We start from the raw sequence: 13,938 nt of genomic DNA, 5'->3' as shown, positions 1-13,938 counted from the left end.
CAAGAAGTCCGGCTCCGCCGCCTCCGGCGACGCCCTCGCCTCCCCCATGCAGGGCACCATCGTCAAGATCGCGGTGGAGGAGGGCCAGGAGGTCAAGGAGGGCGACCTGGTCGTCGTCCTGGAGGCCATGAAGATGGAGCAGCCGCTGAACGCGCACCGCTCCGGCACCATCAAGGGCCTGTCCGCCGAGATCGGCGCCTCGCTGACCGCCGGCGCCGTCATCTGCGAAATCAAGGACTGACCCGAAAACAGGGGCTGAATATCCGGCCCGTCGGTGTCGCGAAGACCTGACGCAAGTTGACATTCATCTGACACGGAATGCCTTGAGTGGCACGGACCGGGCAGCGAAAATAGAGATATCGGCCGCAAGGCAAACACCGTCGTCCGGTCGAGAAGAATTAACCCGGTATTTTCCCGGGAAATCCGGAGCGAATTCCGAGGCCGTTACGGCCGGCCGCCCGGCGCACCGCATCCTGCACCGTTCCTGGACCACCGCCAACAGAGAGGGCAGTAAATTGCTGTGTCACCCGACCCTCCCGGACATACGCCGCGCCGGGGCCGTGGCGGTGTTCGTCAGCCACTGGTACACCGCTGACCGCACCACGGCCCTGAAGGACCTGGACGAGGTCACCGCCCAGTGGGAGACCGCCGAGTGGCCGGCCGACATCCTCTCCTTCAGCAGTTACCTCAGCGCCGCCGGCGACACCGTACTGACCTACGCGCAGTGCGCCTCCGCCACCGCCTACCGCCCCTTCACCCGCGCCCTGGCCGGGCCCGCGTCAGCGGAGGCGGTGGAGTACCGGCTGTACCGCAGCTTCGTACCGGACGGCGCCACCGCCGAGCCCCCCGGCTGCATGGTCGCCGCGTCCTTCGACACCGACGGCCCGCTGTGCCAGCGCCACGTGATCGAGGAGATCGTCGGCACCGTCGGGCGCGAAGGCCCGCACGCGAAGGACGGGCTGCTCGGTACGCACTTCCACACCAGCGTGGACGGCACCCGGGTGCTCAACTACGCGGAGTGGACGACGGACGAGGCCCACGAGACCTTCCTGCGGGACGCCTGCTCCGGCCGGGCCCGCGCGGCCTACGAGGCCATCCCCGGGGTGCGGCCCATCGGCTACACCCGCTACCACCTCCACCACAGCGCGGTGCGGCCGTGACCATGGACAGCACTCCCGCCAACCGCTGCCAGTTCTACCTCAACTCCCTTCACTCGCTCGTCTACTTCACCCCGGACCTGGACGAGAACCTGGCGGTCCACGGCGTCGACGACCCGATGGCCGGGTACTTCGCCGCCCGGACCGCGGCCCTGGGCCCGGTCGGCCCCGGCGCCCTCACCGCCGTCACCAACGGCTTCCACCACCGGCTGATCGCCAGCCACTTCCCCGCTCTGTGGGAGCGCGTGGCCCCCGCCAAGGTGCTCGCGGAGCGCCTGCGCGCGGCCGATGCGACGCTGCGCCGCTGCCTGGGTGAGGAGATCGCCGAAGCGCCCGGGACCGCAGAGGCCGCCGAGCTGGCGCTGCGCGCCGCCGAGGGCTGTGAACGGGCCGGCCGCCCGTTGTACGCGGCCCACGCCGACCTCCCCGTACCGGACGAGCCGCACCTGGCTCTCTGGCACGCCGCGACCCTGCTGCGGGAGTACCGGGGGGACGGGCACTTCGCGGTACTGAGCCACGCGGGACTGGCCGGCCTGGACGGGCTCGTCTCGCACTCCGCGGGGCCCGGGGGCATGCCCCGTGCCTTCGTGATGACCAAGCGCGGCTGGACCGACGAGGACTGGTCCGCCGCCGAGGAACGGCTGCGCAACCGCGGCCTGTTGGACGCCGAGGGCGCCCTGACCGCACGCGGCCGGGAACTGCGCGCACAGGTCGAGCGGGACACCGACCGCCTGGACGCCGCTCCGTACGCACATCTGGGCGCCGAAGGCGTCGCCCGGCTCACCACCCTGTGCCGCCGCCTGGTGAACACCGCCGCCGGCACCGGGGTCTTTCCCGCCCCGCTGCTGCCGGTCTTCGCCGACGCGTGACCGCGGCCGCCGACCGCCGAACCCCGGTGCGAACCGTCGCGCGCGACGGGACACCCCGCCCACCCAAGGAGAAAGAGGCAATGGACGCTGCAGTGATAGTTGTGGGGGCCGGCCCGGCCGGCCTCATGCTCGCAGGAGAGCTGCGGCTCGCCGGGGTCGACGTGATCGTCCTGGAGCGGCTGCCCGAGCGGACCGGTGAGTCCCGCGGGCTGGGCTTCACCGCGCGCACCATGGAGATCTTCGACCAGCGGGGGCTGCTGCCCCGCTTCGGCGACATCGAGACCAGCAACGTCGGCCACTTCGGCGGCCTGCCCGTCGACTTCGCCGTGCTGGAGGGCGCGCACCAGGCCGCCAAGACCATCCCGCAGTCCCAGACCGAAGCGGTCCTGGAGGCGTGGGTGGGCGAGCTGGGCACCGACCTGCGCCGCGGCCACGAACTGGTCTCCTTCGTCGACAAGGGCGACGCGGTGGAGGTCACCGTCCGTACGCCCGGCGGGGACACGCAGACGCTGCGCACCGGCTACCTGGTCGGCTGCGACGGCGGCCGCAGCACCGTCCGCAAGGCGGCGGGGTTCGACTTCCCCGGTACCGCGTCGACGCTGGAGATGTTCCTCGCCGACGTCAAGGGCCTGGACCTGGACCCGCGCATGATCGGTGAGACGTTCGACGGCGGCATGGTGATGGTCGGGCCGCTGCCCGGCGGCATCACCCGCCTCATCCTCTGCGAGCGCGGCACCCCGCCGCAGCGCCGCACCAGCGCCCCCTCCTACGAGGAGATCGTCGCCGGCTGGAAGCGCGTCACCGGCCAGGACATCTCGCACGGTGAGCCGGTCTGGGTCAGCTCCTTCGGGGACGCCACCCGCCAGGTCACCGAGTACCGCCGCGGTCGCGTCGTTCTCGCCGGCGACGCCGCCCACATCCACCTGCCGGCCGGCGGCCAGGGCATGAACACCAGCATCCAGGACGCGGTCAACCTCGGCTGGAAGCTCGCCGCCGTCGTCCAGGGACGCGCCCCCGAGGCCCTGCTGGACACGTACCACGAGGAACGGCACGCGGTGGGCCGGCGGCTGCTGATGAACACCCGGGCGCAGGGCCTGCTGTTCCTCTCCGGCGCCGAGATCCAGCCGCTGCGCGACGTCCTGAACGAGCTGATCGGCTACGAGGACGTCAGCCGCCACCTGGCCGCGATGGTCAGCGGGCTGGAGATCCGGTACGAGACCAGCGGCGGCACCCATCCGCTGCTCGGCCGCCGGATGCCCGACCTCGAACTGACCCGCCCCGACGGCCGCACCACGGGCAGCACCGCGCTGCTCCACTCCGGCCGCGGCGTCCTGCTCGACCTCGCCGACAACCCCGTCCTGCGGGGCCGCGCGGCCGGCTGGTCGGACCGCGTCGACATCGTCACCGCCACCGCCGACCCGGCCGAGGGCAGCGACCTGGCCGGCACCACCGCCGTCCTGGTCCGCCCCGACGGCTACGTGGCCTGGGCCGCGCCCGGCAGCCACGACGACCTGCCCATGTCCCTGGAGCGGTGGTTCGGCCCCGCCCGCTGAGCCACGCCCACAGCGCCGGATTCCCACCGGCCGACAAGGAGATCCCACCTATGCACAGCACCCTCATCGTCGCGCGGATGAACCCGCAGTCCGCCGAGGACGTCGCCCGCCTCTTCGGGGAGTTCGACGGCACCGAGATGCCCCACCGCATGGGCACCCGCCGCCGCCAGCTCTTCTCGTACCGCGGCCTCTACTTCCACCTGCAGGACTTCGACACCGACAACGGTGGCGCGCTCATCGAGGAAGCGAAGACCGACCCCCGCTTCGTGCAGATCAGCGACGACCTCAAGCCCTTCATCGAGGCGTACGACCCGGCCACCTGGCGCTCGCCCTCCGACGCGATGGCGACCCGCTTCTACAACTGGGAGGCATCCGCGTGAGCGCCCGCCGCGTGGCCATCACCGGCATCGGGGTCCTCGCCCCGGGCGGTGTCGGCACCAAGAACTTCTGGAGCCTGCTGAGCGAGGGCCGCACCGCGACCCGCGCCATCACCTTCTTCGACGCCTCCTCCTTCCGCTCCCGGGTGGCGGCGGAGATCGACTTCGACCCCGAGCTGCACGGCCTGTCCCCCCAGGAGATCCGCCGGATGGACCGGGCCGCCCAGTTCGCCGTCGTCGCGGCCCGCGAGGCCCTCGGCGACAGCGGCCTGGAGTTCGCGGACCTCGACCCGTACCGCACCGGTGTCACGGTCGGCAGCGCCGTCGGCGCCACGATGGGCCTGGACACCGAGTACCGCACCGTCAGCGACGGCGGGCGGCTGGACCTGGTCGACCACACCTACGCCGTACCGCACCTGTACGACTACCTGGTCCCCAGCTCGTTCGCTGCCGAGGTCGCCTGGGCGACCGGCGCGCAGGGCCCGGCCACCGTGGTCTCCACCGGCTGCACCTCCGGCATCGACTCGGTCGGCCACGCCGTCGAGCTGATCCGCGAGGGCAGCGCCGACGTCATGATCGCCGGCTCCTCGGACGCCCCGATCTCGCCCATCACGATGGCGTGCTTCGACGCGATCAAGGCGACCACGCCCCGCCAGGACAGCCCCGAGACGGCCTCCCGGCCCTTCGACAACACCCGCAACGGCTTCGTACTGGGCGAGGGTTCGGCCTTCTTCGTCCTGGAGGAGCTCGGCGCGGCCCAGGCGCGCGGCGCGCACATCTACGCCGAGATCGCTGGCTACGCCACCCGCTCCAACGCGTACCACATGACCGGGCTGCGCCCGGACGGCGCGGAGATGGCCGAGGCCATCCGCGTGGCCATGGCCGAGGCGCGGCTGAACGCCGAGGACATCGACTACATCAACGCGCACGGCTCCGGCACCAAGCAGAACGACCGCCACGAGACCGCCGCGTTCAAGAAGAGCCTGGGCGACCACGCCTACGCGACGCCGGTCAGCTCCATCAAGTCCATGGTCGGCCACTCGCTGGGCGCCATCGGCTCCATCGAGATCGCCGCCAGCGCGCTGGCCATGGAGCACCACGTCGTTCCGCCCACGGCCAACCTGCACACCCCCGACCCCGAATGCGACCTGGACTACGTCCCGGTCACCGCGCGCGAGCAGCGCACCGACGCCGTGCTGACCGTGGGCAGCGGCTTCGGCGGCTTCCAGTCCGCGATGGTGCTCGCCCGGCCCGAAAGGAGCGAGGCATGACCGCCTCCGTGGCAGTGACCGGCCTGGGAGTCGCCTCTCCCAACGGGCTCGGCACCCAGGACTTCTGGGCGGCCACCCGGATCGGCAAGAGCGGCATCGGCCGCGTCACCCGCTTCGACGCCTCGTCCTACCCGGCGACGCTGGCCGGCGAGGTGCCCGGCTTCGACGCCGCGGCGCACCTGCCCAGCCGGCTGATCCCGCAGACCGACCACATGACGCGCATGGCGCTGGTGGCGGCGGACTGGGCGCTGGCCGACGCCGGCATCGTCCCCGGCGAGCAGCCCGCCTTCGACATGGGCGTGATCACCGCCAGCTCCTCCGGCGGCTTCGAGTTCGGCCAGAACGAGCTGCAGAAGCTGTGGAGCCAGGGCAGCCAGTACGTCAGCGCGTACCAGTCCTTCGCCTGGTTCTACGCCGTCAACAGCGGGCAGATCTCCATCCGCAACGGCATGAAGGGCCCCAGCGGCGTCCTCGTCAGCGACCAGGCCGGCGGGCTCGACGCGCTGGCCCAGGCCCGCCGCCAGATCCGCAAGGGCACCCCGCTGATCGTCTCCGGTGCCGTGGACGCCTCGATCTGCCCCTGGGGCTGGGCCGCCCAGCTCACCAGCGGGCGCTTGTCCACCAGCGACAACCCCGACCGCGCCTACGTGCCCTTCGACGCGGCCGCCGGCGGCCATGTGCCGGGCGAGGGCGGCGCCCTCCTCGTCATGGAGGACACCGAGGCGGCCCGCGCCCGCGGCGCCCGTATCTACGGCGAACTCGTCGGGTACGCCGCGACGTTCGACCCCAAGCCGGGCACCGGCGGGGAGCCCGGGCTGCGCCGCGCCATCGAGCTGGCCCTGAACGAGGCCGACTGCGCCCCGCAGGACGTGGACGTCGTCTTCGCGGACGCCGCCGGGACCGTGGAGCTGGACCGGGCCGAGGCGGACGCGCTGCGCACCGTCTTCGGCACCCGGGGCGTCCCGGTGACCGCGCCGAAGACCATGACCGGCCGGCTGTACTCGGGCGCCGCTCCGCTGGACGTGGCCGCCGCCCTGCTGGCCATGGACGAGGGCCTCATCCCGCCCACCGTGCACACCGACCCCGATCCCGCCTACGGCCTCGACCTGGTCGTCGGCCAGCCGCGCACCGCCGAGGTCCGCACCGCGCTGGTGCTGGCCCGCGGCCACGGCGGCTTCAACTCCGCCGTCGTGCTCCGCGCCGACGGCTGACCTCCCGCTGTGTCCCGCAACGGCGCGGGACACCCATGATCCGAACCGAAGGAACGCACATGTCTGCTGTATTCACCCTGGACGACCTCAAGCGCATCCTCCTGGAGGGCGCCGGCGCCGACGAGGGCGTCGACCTGGACGGCGACATCCTCGACACCGACTTCGAGGAGCTGGGCTACGAGTCCCTGGCCCTGCTGGAGACCGGCGGCCGCATCGAGCGCGAGTGGGGCATCACGCTGGACGACTCGGCGCTGACCGACGCCGCCACGCCGCGCGCGCTCATCGAGACGGTCAACGCCCACCTGGCCCTCTCCGCGGCCTGACCCGCTCCCGGGGCGGCCGCGCCTCACCCGCGGCCGCCCCTCTTCCTCCGCCCCCTCCCGGCACCGGCCGGGCCCTGACACAAGGAGTCCCTTCATGTCCCGCACCACCGGACGCCTCGCCCTCATCACCGGCGGCACCAGCGGCATCGGCCTGGCCGCCGCCCGTCTCCTGGGCGAGCAGGGTCACACCGTCTTCCTCGGCGCCCGTAACGCCGAGAACGTGGCACGGACCGTCAAGCAGCTCCGCGAGGACGGCATCGAGGCCGACGGCGCCGAGCTGGACGTCCGCGACGACGCGAGCGTGCACGCCTTCGTGCAGGCCGCCGTCGACCGCCACGGCAGCGTCGACGTCCTGGTCAACAACGCCGGCCGCAGCGGCGGCGGCGTCACCGCCGACATCGCGACCGAGCTGTGGCACGACGTCATCGACACCAACCTCAACAGCGTCTTCCGCATGACCCGTGAGGTGCTCAACACCGGCCGGATGCGCCACAAGAGCCGCGGCCGCATCATCAACATCGCCTCCACGGCGGGCAAGCAGGGCGTCGTCCTCGGCGCCCCGTACTCGGCTTCCAAGCACGGCGTCGTCGGCTTCACCAAGGCCCTCGGCAACGAGCTGGCCCCGACTGGTATCACCGTCAACGCGGTGTGCCCCGGCTACGTCGAGACCCCGATGGCGCAGCGCGTCCGCCAGGGCTACGCCGAGGCGTACAACGCCACCGAGGACGCGATCCTCGAGAAGTTCCAGTCCAAGATTCCGCTCGGCCGCTACTCCACCCCGGAGGAGGTCGCCGGGCTGGTCGGCTACCTCGCCTCCGACACCGCCGCCTCCATCACCTCGCAGGCGCTCAACGTCTGCGGCGGCCTCGGCAACTTCTGATCCCCCTCTTCTCTTCCTCTTTCCAAGGATTCCCAAGGAGCTCAACATGACGGTTCGTGAGGTCGAGCACGAGATCACCGTGCAGGCCCCCGCCGCCGAGGTCTACCGCCTGCTCGCCGAGGTGGAGAACTGGCCCCGCATCTTCCCGCCGACCCTCTATGTCGACCACGTCGAGCAGGGCGCGAACGAGGAGCGCATCCGGATCTGGGCCACCGCCAACGGCGAGGCCAAGAACTGGACGTCGCGCCGCACCCTCGACCCCGAGGCGCTGCGGATCACCTTCCGCCAGGAGGTGTCGGCGCCGCCGGTCGCGGCCATGGGCGGCACCTGGATCATCGAGCCGCTCGGCGCGGACGAGTCCAGGATCCGGCTGCTGCACGACTACCGCGCGATCGACGACGACCCGGACTCCCTGGAGTGGATCGACCAGGCCGTCGACCGCAACTCCCGCTCGGAGCTGGCCGCACTGAAGACCAACGTGGAACTGGCGCACGCTTCGGCGGAGTTGACCTTCTCCTTCGAGGACACGGTCCACATCGCCGGCTCCGCCAAGGACGCCTACGACTTCATCAACGAGGCGCACCTCTGGCAGGAGCGGCTCCCGCACGTGGCCTCGGTACGCCTGGAGGAGACCACGCCCGGGCTGCAGAGCCTGGAGATGGACACCCGCGCCAAGGACGGCTCCACGCACACCACGAAGTCGTACCGGGTCTGCTTCCCGCACCACAAGATCGCGTACAAGCAGGTCACGCTGCCGGCGCTGATGACCCTGCACACCGGCCGGTGGACGTTCGAGGAGACCGCGGACGGGGTGGCCGCGACCTCGCAGCACACGGTCGTCCTGAACACCGAGAACATCACCCGGATCCTCGGGCCCGAGGCCGGCGTCGCCGAGGCCACGGAGTACGTGCGCACCGCGCTCAGCACCAACAGCCGGGCCACGCTGGGCCACGCCAAGGACCACGCCGAGGCGCGACGCTGAGATGGCCGCACTGGACACCCAGGTCATCGTCGTTGGGGCGGGCCCCGTAGGGCTGATGCTCGCCGGGGAACTGCGGCTGGGCGGTGCCGAGGTCGTCGTGCTGGAAGCGCGTACGTCCCCCACCACCGAGTCGCGGGCCTCCACCCTGCACGCCCGCACCATGGAGATCCTCGACTCGCGCGGCCTCCTGGAGGAGCTGGGCACCCCGCCCCGCGAACCGCGCGGCCACTTCGGCGGCATCCCCCTGGACCTGACCCTCGACAGCAGCCACCCCGGCCAGTGGAAGGTCCCGCAGCACCGCACCGAGGAACTCCTCGGGGAGTGGGCGCGATCGCTCGGCGCCGACGTACGCCGCGGGCACGAGGTCCGCGGCCTGTCGGTCCTCGACGACCGCGTCGAGGTCGAGTCGGTGACCGGGGACGGCACCACCGTCACCCTGTCGGCGCTGTGCGTGGTCGGCTGTGACGGCGAGAACAGCACCGTGCGCCGGCTGGCCGGCGCCGCCTTCCCCGGCCGGGACGCCACCCGCGAGCTGCTGCGCGCGGACGTGGCGGGCCTGGACATCCCCAACCGGCGCTTCGAACGGCTGGAGAAGGGGCTGGCCATCGCCGCCCGGCGGGACGACGGCGTCACCCGCGTCATGGTGCACGAGTTCGGCCGGCCGGCCGGCACGCGCACCGGCGACCCGGACTTCGCCGAGGTCGCGGCGGTCTGGGAGCGGGTCACGGGGGAGGACATCAGCGGCGGCACCCCGCTGTGGGTCAACTCCTTCGGCGACGCCGACCGGCAGGCCACCGCCTACCGCGACGGGCGCGTCCTGCTGGCCGGTGACGCCGCGCACCAGCAGATGCCCATCGGTGGACAGGCGCTGAACCTGGGGCTCCAGGACGCGGTCAACCTCGGCTGGAAACTCGCCATCCAGGTCCGCAGGCTCGGCAGCGAGGGCCTGCTGGACAGCTACCACGCCGAACGGCACGCGGTCGGCGCCCGCGTCCGGTCCAACATCCAGGCGCAGGCACTGCTGCTGCTGGGCGGTCCCGAGGTCGAGGCGGTCCGGTCCGTACTGGCCGAGCTGATCGCCCAGGAGCCGGTACGCGCCCACCTGGCGGGCATGATCTCCGGCCTGGACGTCCGGTACGACGTCGGCACCGGCGGCCACCCGCTGCTGGGCGCCCGGCTCCCGCACACCCCGCTGCTCCGCACCGACGGCAGCGCCACCACCGCGGCGGCCCTGCTGCGCACCGGCCGCGGCCTGCTGCTGGACCTGTCCGGCGAGCAGGACGCCGAAGCGCCGCTGCACCGGGCGGCCGCGGGCCGCGAGGACCGGGTCACCGTGCTCTCCGCCCGCCTGGCCGGCGGCGCGGACGACCACCCGCTGGCCGGGGCCGGCGCCGTCCTGGTCCGGCCCGACGGCCACCTCGTGTGGACGGGACGGACGACCGACGGCCTGGACGCCGCGCTGTACCGCTGGTTCGGCCTGACCGGGCCGGCCGCACCACTGACGAACCCGGCCGCGTCCGCGGCCGCGCAGGGAGGGAACACCATGGGCAGGCTCAACGGAAAGACGGCACTGGTCACCGGCTCCAGCCGCGGCATGGGGCGGGCCACCGCCGTGCGGCTGGCGCGCGAGGGCGCGCTGGTCGCCGTGCACTACACGAGCAACAAGGAGGCGGCCGCCGAGACCGTCGCCGCCATCGAGACCGAGGGCGGCCGGGCCTTCACGGTCCGCGCCGAGCTGGGCGTGCCCGGCGACGTGCACGAGCTGTTCCTCGGCCTGGAGGCGGGCCTGAAGGAGCGCACCGGCACGACCGACCTGGACATCCTCGTCAACAACGCCGGTGAGATGGGCGGCGTCTCCGTGGACGACACGACGCCCGAGAAGTTCGACCGGCTGGTGGCCGTCAACGCCAAGGCGCCGTTCTTCCTCATCCGGCGGGCGCTGAAGAACATGCCGGACGGCGGCCGGATCATCAACATCTCCTCCGGGCTGACCCACTTCGCCAACCCCGAGGAGATCGCCTACGCGATGACCAAGGGCGCGGTCGAGCAGCTCGCACTGCACTTCGCCAAGCTCCTGGGACCGCGCAACATCACCGTCAACAGCGTCGCGCCGGGCATCACCCGCAACGGCAACCCGGTGTTCGACATCCCCGAGGCGGTGGAGCAGATGGCGCAGCTCTCCGCGTTCAACCGGGTCGGTGAGCCCGAGGACGTCGCCGACGTCGTCACCTTCCTCGCCACCGACGACGCCCGGTGGGTCACCGGCGCCTTCCTCGACGCCAGCGGCGGCACCCTCCTGGGGTGAACCGGACGGGCCGGCGCGGCCGCCCTCTTCGGCCGCGGGGTCCGGACACCCGGACGTCCGGACCCCGCGCCCGCCCCCCCAGGACCAGCCACCTCTCCCACCGGGAAGACCACCATGACGTCTACGACTCCTTCCGTGCCCCGCCCCGCCGCGGCCGCCGCCGGCACCCGGCCGTGGGGCCTGCTGACCGTCCTCGCCGGCAATATGCTCATCGACGCCCTGGAGGTGTCCGTACTGGTCGTGGCGGCGCCCGCCATCGGCGCCGACCTGCACCTGGCGCCGGCCGGAACGCAGTGGACCATGAGCGGTTTCGCCCTGGGCTTCGCCGGTCTGCTGCTGCTCGGACCGCGGCTGGCCGCCCGCTGGGGCAGGCGGCGGCTCTACCTGACCGCGCTGGCCGTCTTCGCCGTCGCGTCCCTCGTCGCGGGCATCGCCACCGATCCGGTACTGCTGGTGGCCACCCGCTTCGTCAAGGGCGGCTGCGCCGCGCTGACGGCGCCGATGGGGCTGGCCATCATCATGTCCGTCTTCCCCGAAGGCCCGGTGCGGCGGCGCGCGATCTCCGTGTACACGCTCTTCGGGGCCAGCGGCTTCGCCACGGGACTGCTGCTCTCCGGGCTGCTGACCGGCTGGGACTGGCGCTACACCCTGGCCTTCCCCGCGCCGGTGGTGGCCGTACTGTTCGTCGCGGGGCTGCGGCTCATCCCCGCACAGGAGCCCGGGGAAGGAGCTGCCGGGGCGGCGCGGCAGCCGCTGCCCCTGGCGCGGGTACTGCTCCTGACCGCGGGCACGGCGGCCCTGGTCGGCGGGATCGCCCACGTACCCACCGACGGCTGGACCGGCCCGCGCACGGCCGGACTGCTGCTGACGGCCGTGGTCCTCTTCGCTCTGCTGGTGGTACGGGAACGTCGCTCGGCGGCTCCGATACTGCCCGCCTCCGTACGCGCCAGCGCCGCGCTGCGCCGGTCGGCGCTGGGCGCCGCCTGCCTCAACGGGTCCTACCTGGGCATGCTGTTCATCGCCACGCTGCAGCTCCAGGACGAGCTCGGCCGCAGCCCCCTGCAGACCGCGCTGGCCTTCCTGCCCGCGAGCCTGCCGCTCGCCCTGACCGCCCTGCACTCCGGGGCGATGGTCGAGCGCTTCGGGGCCCGGCCGCTCATCGCCCTCGGCTCCCTCGCCGCGTTCGCCGGGTACCTCCTGCTGCTGCGGGAGAACACCTCGTACGTCACCGGGCTGCTGCCCAGCCTCCTCCTGGTGGGCGCGGGCTTCGTGCTGGCCTTCACCGCCCTGAACACCCAGGCCGTCTCCGAGGCGGCCGGCAGCGAGAAAGCCGTCGCGGGCGCGGCGTACCAGACGGCCGTCCAGGCCGGTGCCGCGCTCATGCCGGCGCTGGCCGCGGCGCTGCTGACGACCGGCACCGGAACGCCGGACCACCGCTCCGCCCATCTGCTCGTCGCCGCCGTCGGCCTGCTCGGCGTGGTCACGGCACTGGCGGGCCCAGGGCGCGTCTTTCGGATCATCCCGGGGCCGCGACGCCTGGCACGGCACCTCGCCGCGTTGTCGCATTGCCCACGTACAACCCGGTACGAGGGCAACGCTCCGCCTTGCGATGCACCGCACCAGACGCCGCGACCTGATCCGGGCTGATCCAAAAGACACGCCCTAGCACTTCCCACCACCGTCCGCCACTCACCGAAGGAATCCGGATGACTGTCCAAGACAGCCGTATGGCCTGGGACGTCGACGCCTGGGACATCGACGCCTGGGACGTCGATGCCTGGGACGTCGACGGCTGGGAGTTCGACGACGACGCCGACGACTCGCTGCTCGGGCCGGAGGTCGCGGTGCCCGGCCGGTCCGTGATGGTCACGCTGTCCCTCGAAGAACGCACCCGCATCATCGACGCGTACGTCCGCCGGGAACTCGCCCGCGTCCTTCTCGTGGCCCCGCGTGACATCGACGTCTCCGGCCGCACGATGAACAGCCTCGGCGTCGGCTCCGTCGCCGGCCTCCAGCTCCAGAACCGCATCGAACGCGCGCTGGAGGTGGAGGTGAACCTCCAGATGCTGCTCCTGGCCAACAGCGCCCAGGAGCTCATCGACTGCCTCGCCGGACAGCTCGGCCCCGACGGCCACGGCAACGGTCACGGCCACCGCGTCAGGCAGCACGCATGAACGGTTTCCTCGACGCCTGGCTGCTCCGCCTGCCCCGCCCCGACCAGCTCGGACCGCTGCTCGACACCTCGGAACTGGACGCGCGCGAGGAGGCCCGCCGCCGCTCCTTCACCCGGCCCCACGACGGCGTGCTGTACGCCTCGGCACACATCGCCCTGCGCCGGGTCCTCGGCCACTACCTCGGACTCGCCCCGGAACAGGTGCCGTTCGTCCGCGAACCGTGTCCCGGCTGCGGCGACCCGCACGGGCGCCCCGCCGTGGCCCACCCCGACCCGCCGCTGCACTTCTCGCTCTCGCACAGCAGCGGCATGGTGCTCGTCGCCGTCGCCTCCGAGACCGTCGGCGCCGACGTGGAGCGCCGGCCGCGCCCCGGCACCGTCGAGGTGTGCACCCCCTCGCTCCACCCGGCGGAACGCGCCGAGATCGAGGAGGTGCCGCCGCCCGGGCACTGCGCCGCCTTCGGCCGCGTCTGGACGCGCAAGGAGGCGTACCTCAAGGCTCTGGGCACCGGGCTCAGCCGCTCGCCGGCCGCCGACTACCTCGGCGCCGACGTCCCGCGGCGCCCGCCGGGCTGGTCCGTCCTGGACATCGACTGCGGCCCGCACCACGACGGTGCCGTCGCCTACCGGGGCGTGGCCGGGGCGCCCCGCGCCGTGCACCGGCTGCCCACCGCCGTACTGCTGCCCGGCGGCGCGTCCGTGCCGGCCACCACCGGCACCCCGGCCCTGCAGCCCGCCGCCTGACCGGCGCGGCCGCGGCAGACGTACCCCACCGACCCGCAAGAGGAGATCTCAGTGACCGTCACCGATGTCACCCCGACCGTGCTGCCGCCCGAG

At 72.7% G+C, this 13,938-nt stretch carries 14 protein-coding genes; all 14 read left to right on the top strand.

Features of this window, described 5'->3' with window-relative positions:
* Positions 1-241, top strand: a 241-nt coding sequence (locus IG84_RS0135915; RefSeq protein WP_031060169.1) for an acyl-CoA carboxylase biotin carboxyl carrier protein subunit, incomplete at its 5' end; no start/stop codon positions are given.
* 319 nt (positions 242-560) lie between these two features.
* Positions 561-1,160, top strand: coding sequence for an antibiotic biosynthesis monooxygenase (locus IG84_RS38470; protein WP_051862837.1), 600 nt, complete (start codon positions 561-563; stop codon positions 1,158-1,160).
* Between the two features lie 2 nt (positions 1,161-1,162).
* A complete protein-coding gene (locus IG84_RS0135905) occupies positions 1,163-2,026 on the top strand; it encodes an SCO6745 family protein (protein WP_031067208.1) in 864 nt (287 codons plus the stop codon).
* A gap of 80 nt (positions 2,027-2,106) precedes the next feature.
* Positions 2,107-3,579 (top strand): FAD-dependent monooxygenase, encoded by a 1,473-nt coding sequence (locus IG84_RS0135900; RefSeq protein ID WP_031067205.1) that lies wholly within the window; start codon positions 2,107-2,109, stop codon positions 3,577-3,579.
* Positions 3,580-3,629: 50 nt separating this feature from the next.
* On the top strand, positions 3,630-3,959 hold the full coding sequence (locus IG84_RS0135895; RefSeq protein WP_030265807.1) for a TcmI family type II polyketide cyclase: 330 nt from the start codon (positions 3,630-3,632) through the stop codon (positions 3,957-3,959).
* Positions 3,956-5,227, top strand: coding sequence for a beta-ketoacyl-[acyl-carrier-protein] synthase family protein (locus IG84_RS0135890; protein WP_031067204.1), 1,272 nt, complete (start codon positions 3,956-3,958; stop codon positions 5,225-5,227). Before IG84_RS0135895 ends, IG84_RS0135890 begins: the two co-directional genes overlap by 4 nt.
* Positions 5,224-6,438 carry a ketosynthase chain-length factor gene (locus IG84_RS0135885; protein WP_031067203.1) on the top strand — a complete coding sequence of 405 codons (1,215 nt, stop codon included), beginning with the start codon at positions 5,224-5,226 and terminating at the stop codon, positions 6,436-6,438. The genes IG84_RS0135890 and IG84_RS0135885 overlap by 4 nt, the downstream gene beginning before the upstream one ends.
* A gap of 59 nt (positions 6,439-6,497) precedes the next feature.
* Positions 6,498-6,761 (top strand): acyl carrier protein, encoded by a 264-nt coding sequence (locus tag IG84_RS0135880; protein WP_030265815.1) that lies wholly within the window; start codon positions 6,498-6,500, stop codon positions 6,759-6,761.
* Between the two features lie 94 nt (positions 6,762-6,855).
* Positions 6,856-7,641 carry a 3-oxoacyl-ACP reductase FabG gene (gene fabG, locus IG84_RS0135875; protein ID WP_031067201.1) on the top strand — a complete coding sequence of 262 codons (786 nt, stop codon included), beginning with the start codon at positions 6,856-6,858 and terminating at the stop codon, positions 7,639-7,641.
* A 46-nt stretch (positions 7,642-7,687) separates the two neighbouring features.
* Complete coding sequence (locus IG84_RS0135870; protein ID WP_031067199.1) at positions 7,688-8,623, top strand: aromatase/cyclase; 936 nt, start codon at positions 7,688-7,690, stop codon at positions 8,621-8,623.
* A 1-nt stretch (position 8,624) separates the two neighbouring features.
* A complete protein-coding gene (locus IG84_RS0135865) occupies positions 8,625-10,928 on the top strand; it encodes an SDR family oxidoreductase (RefSeq protein WP_031067197.1) in 2,304 nt (767 codons plus the stop codon).
* A 114-nt stretch (positions 10,929-11,042) separates the two neighbouring features.
* Entirely contained in the window at positions 11,043-12,575 is a 1,533-nt protein-coding gene (locus IG84_RS0135860) for an MFS transporter (RefSeq protein ID WP_078649863.1), read from the top strand.
* Between the two features lie 59 nt (positions 12,576-12,634).
* The gene (locus tag IG84_RS39185; protein ID WP_078649860.1) at positions 12,635-13,102 is read left to right on the top strand and encodes an acyl carrier protein; all 468 of its coding nucleotides are present in this window, start codon (positions 12,635-12,637) and stop codon (positions 13,100-13,102) included.
* The gene (locus tag IG84_RS0135850; RefSeq protein ID WP_063761926.1) at positions 13,099-13,845 is read left to right on the top strand and encodes a 4'-phosphopantetheinyl transferase family protein; all 747 of its coding nucleotides are present in this window, start codon (positions 13,099-13,101) and stop codon (positions 13,843-13,845) included. Before IG84_RS39185 ends, IG84_RS0135850 begins: the two co-directional genes overlap by 4 nt.
* Positions 13,846-13,938: the final 93 nt, after the last annotated feature.

The organism is Streptomyces ochraceiscleroticus (assembly GCF_000720485.1).
GTDB lineage: Bacteria > Actinomycetota > Actinomycetes > Streptomycetales > Streptomycetaceae > Streptomyces > Streptomyces ochraceiscleroticus.
This window is presented reverse-complemented; position numbering and strand designations above follow the sequence as displayed.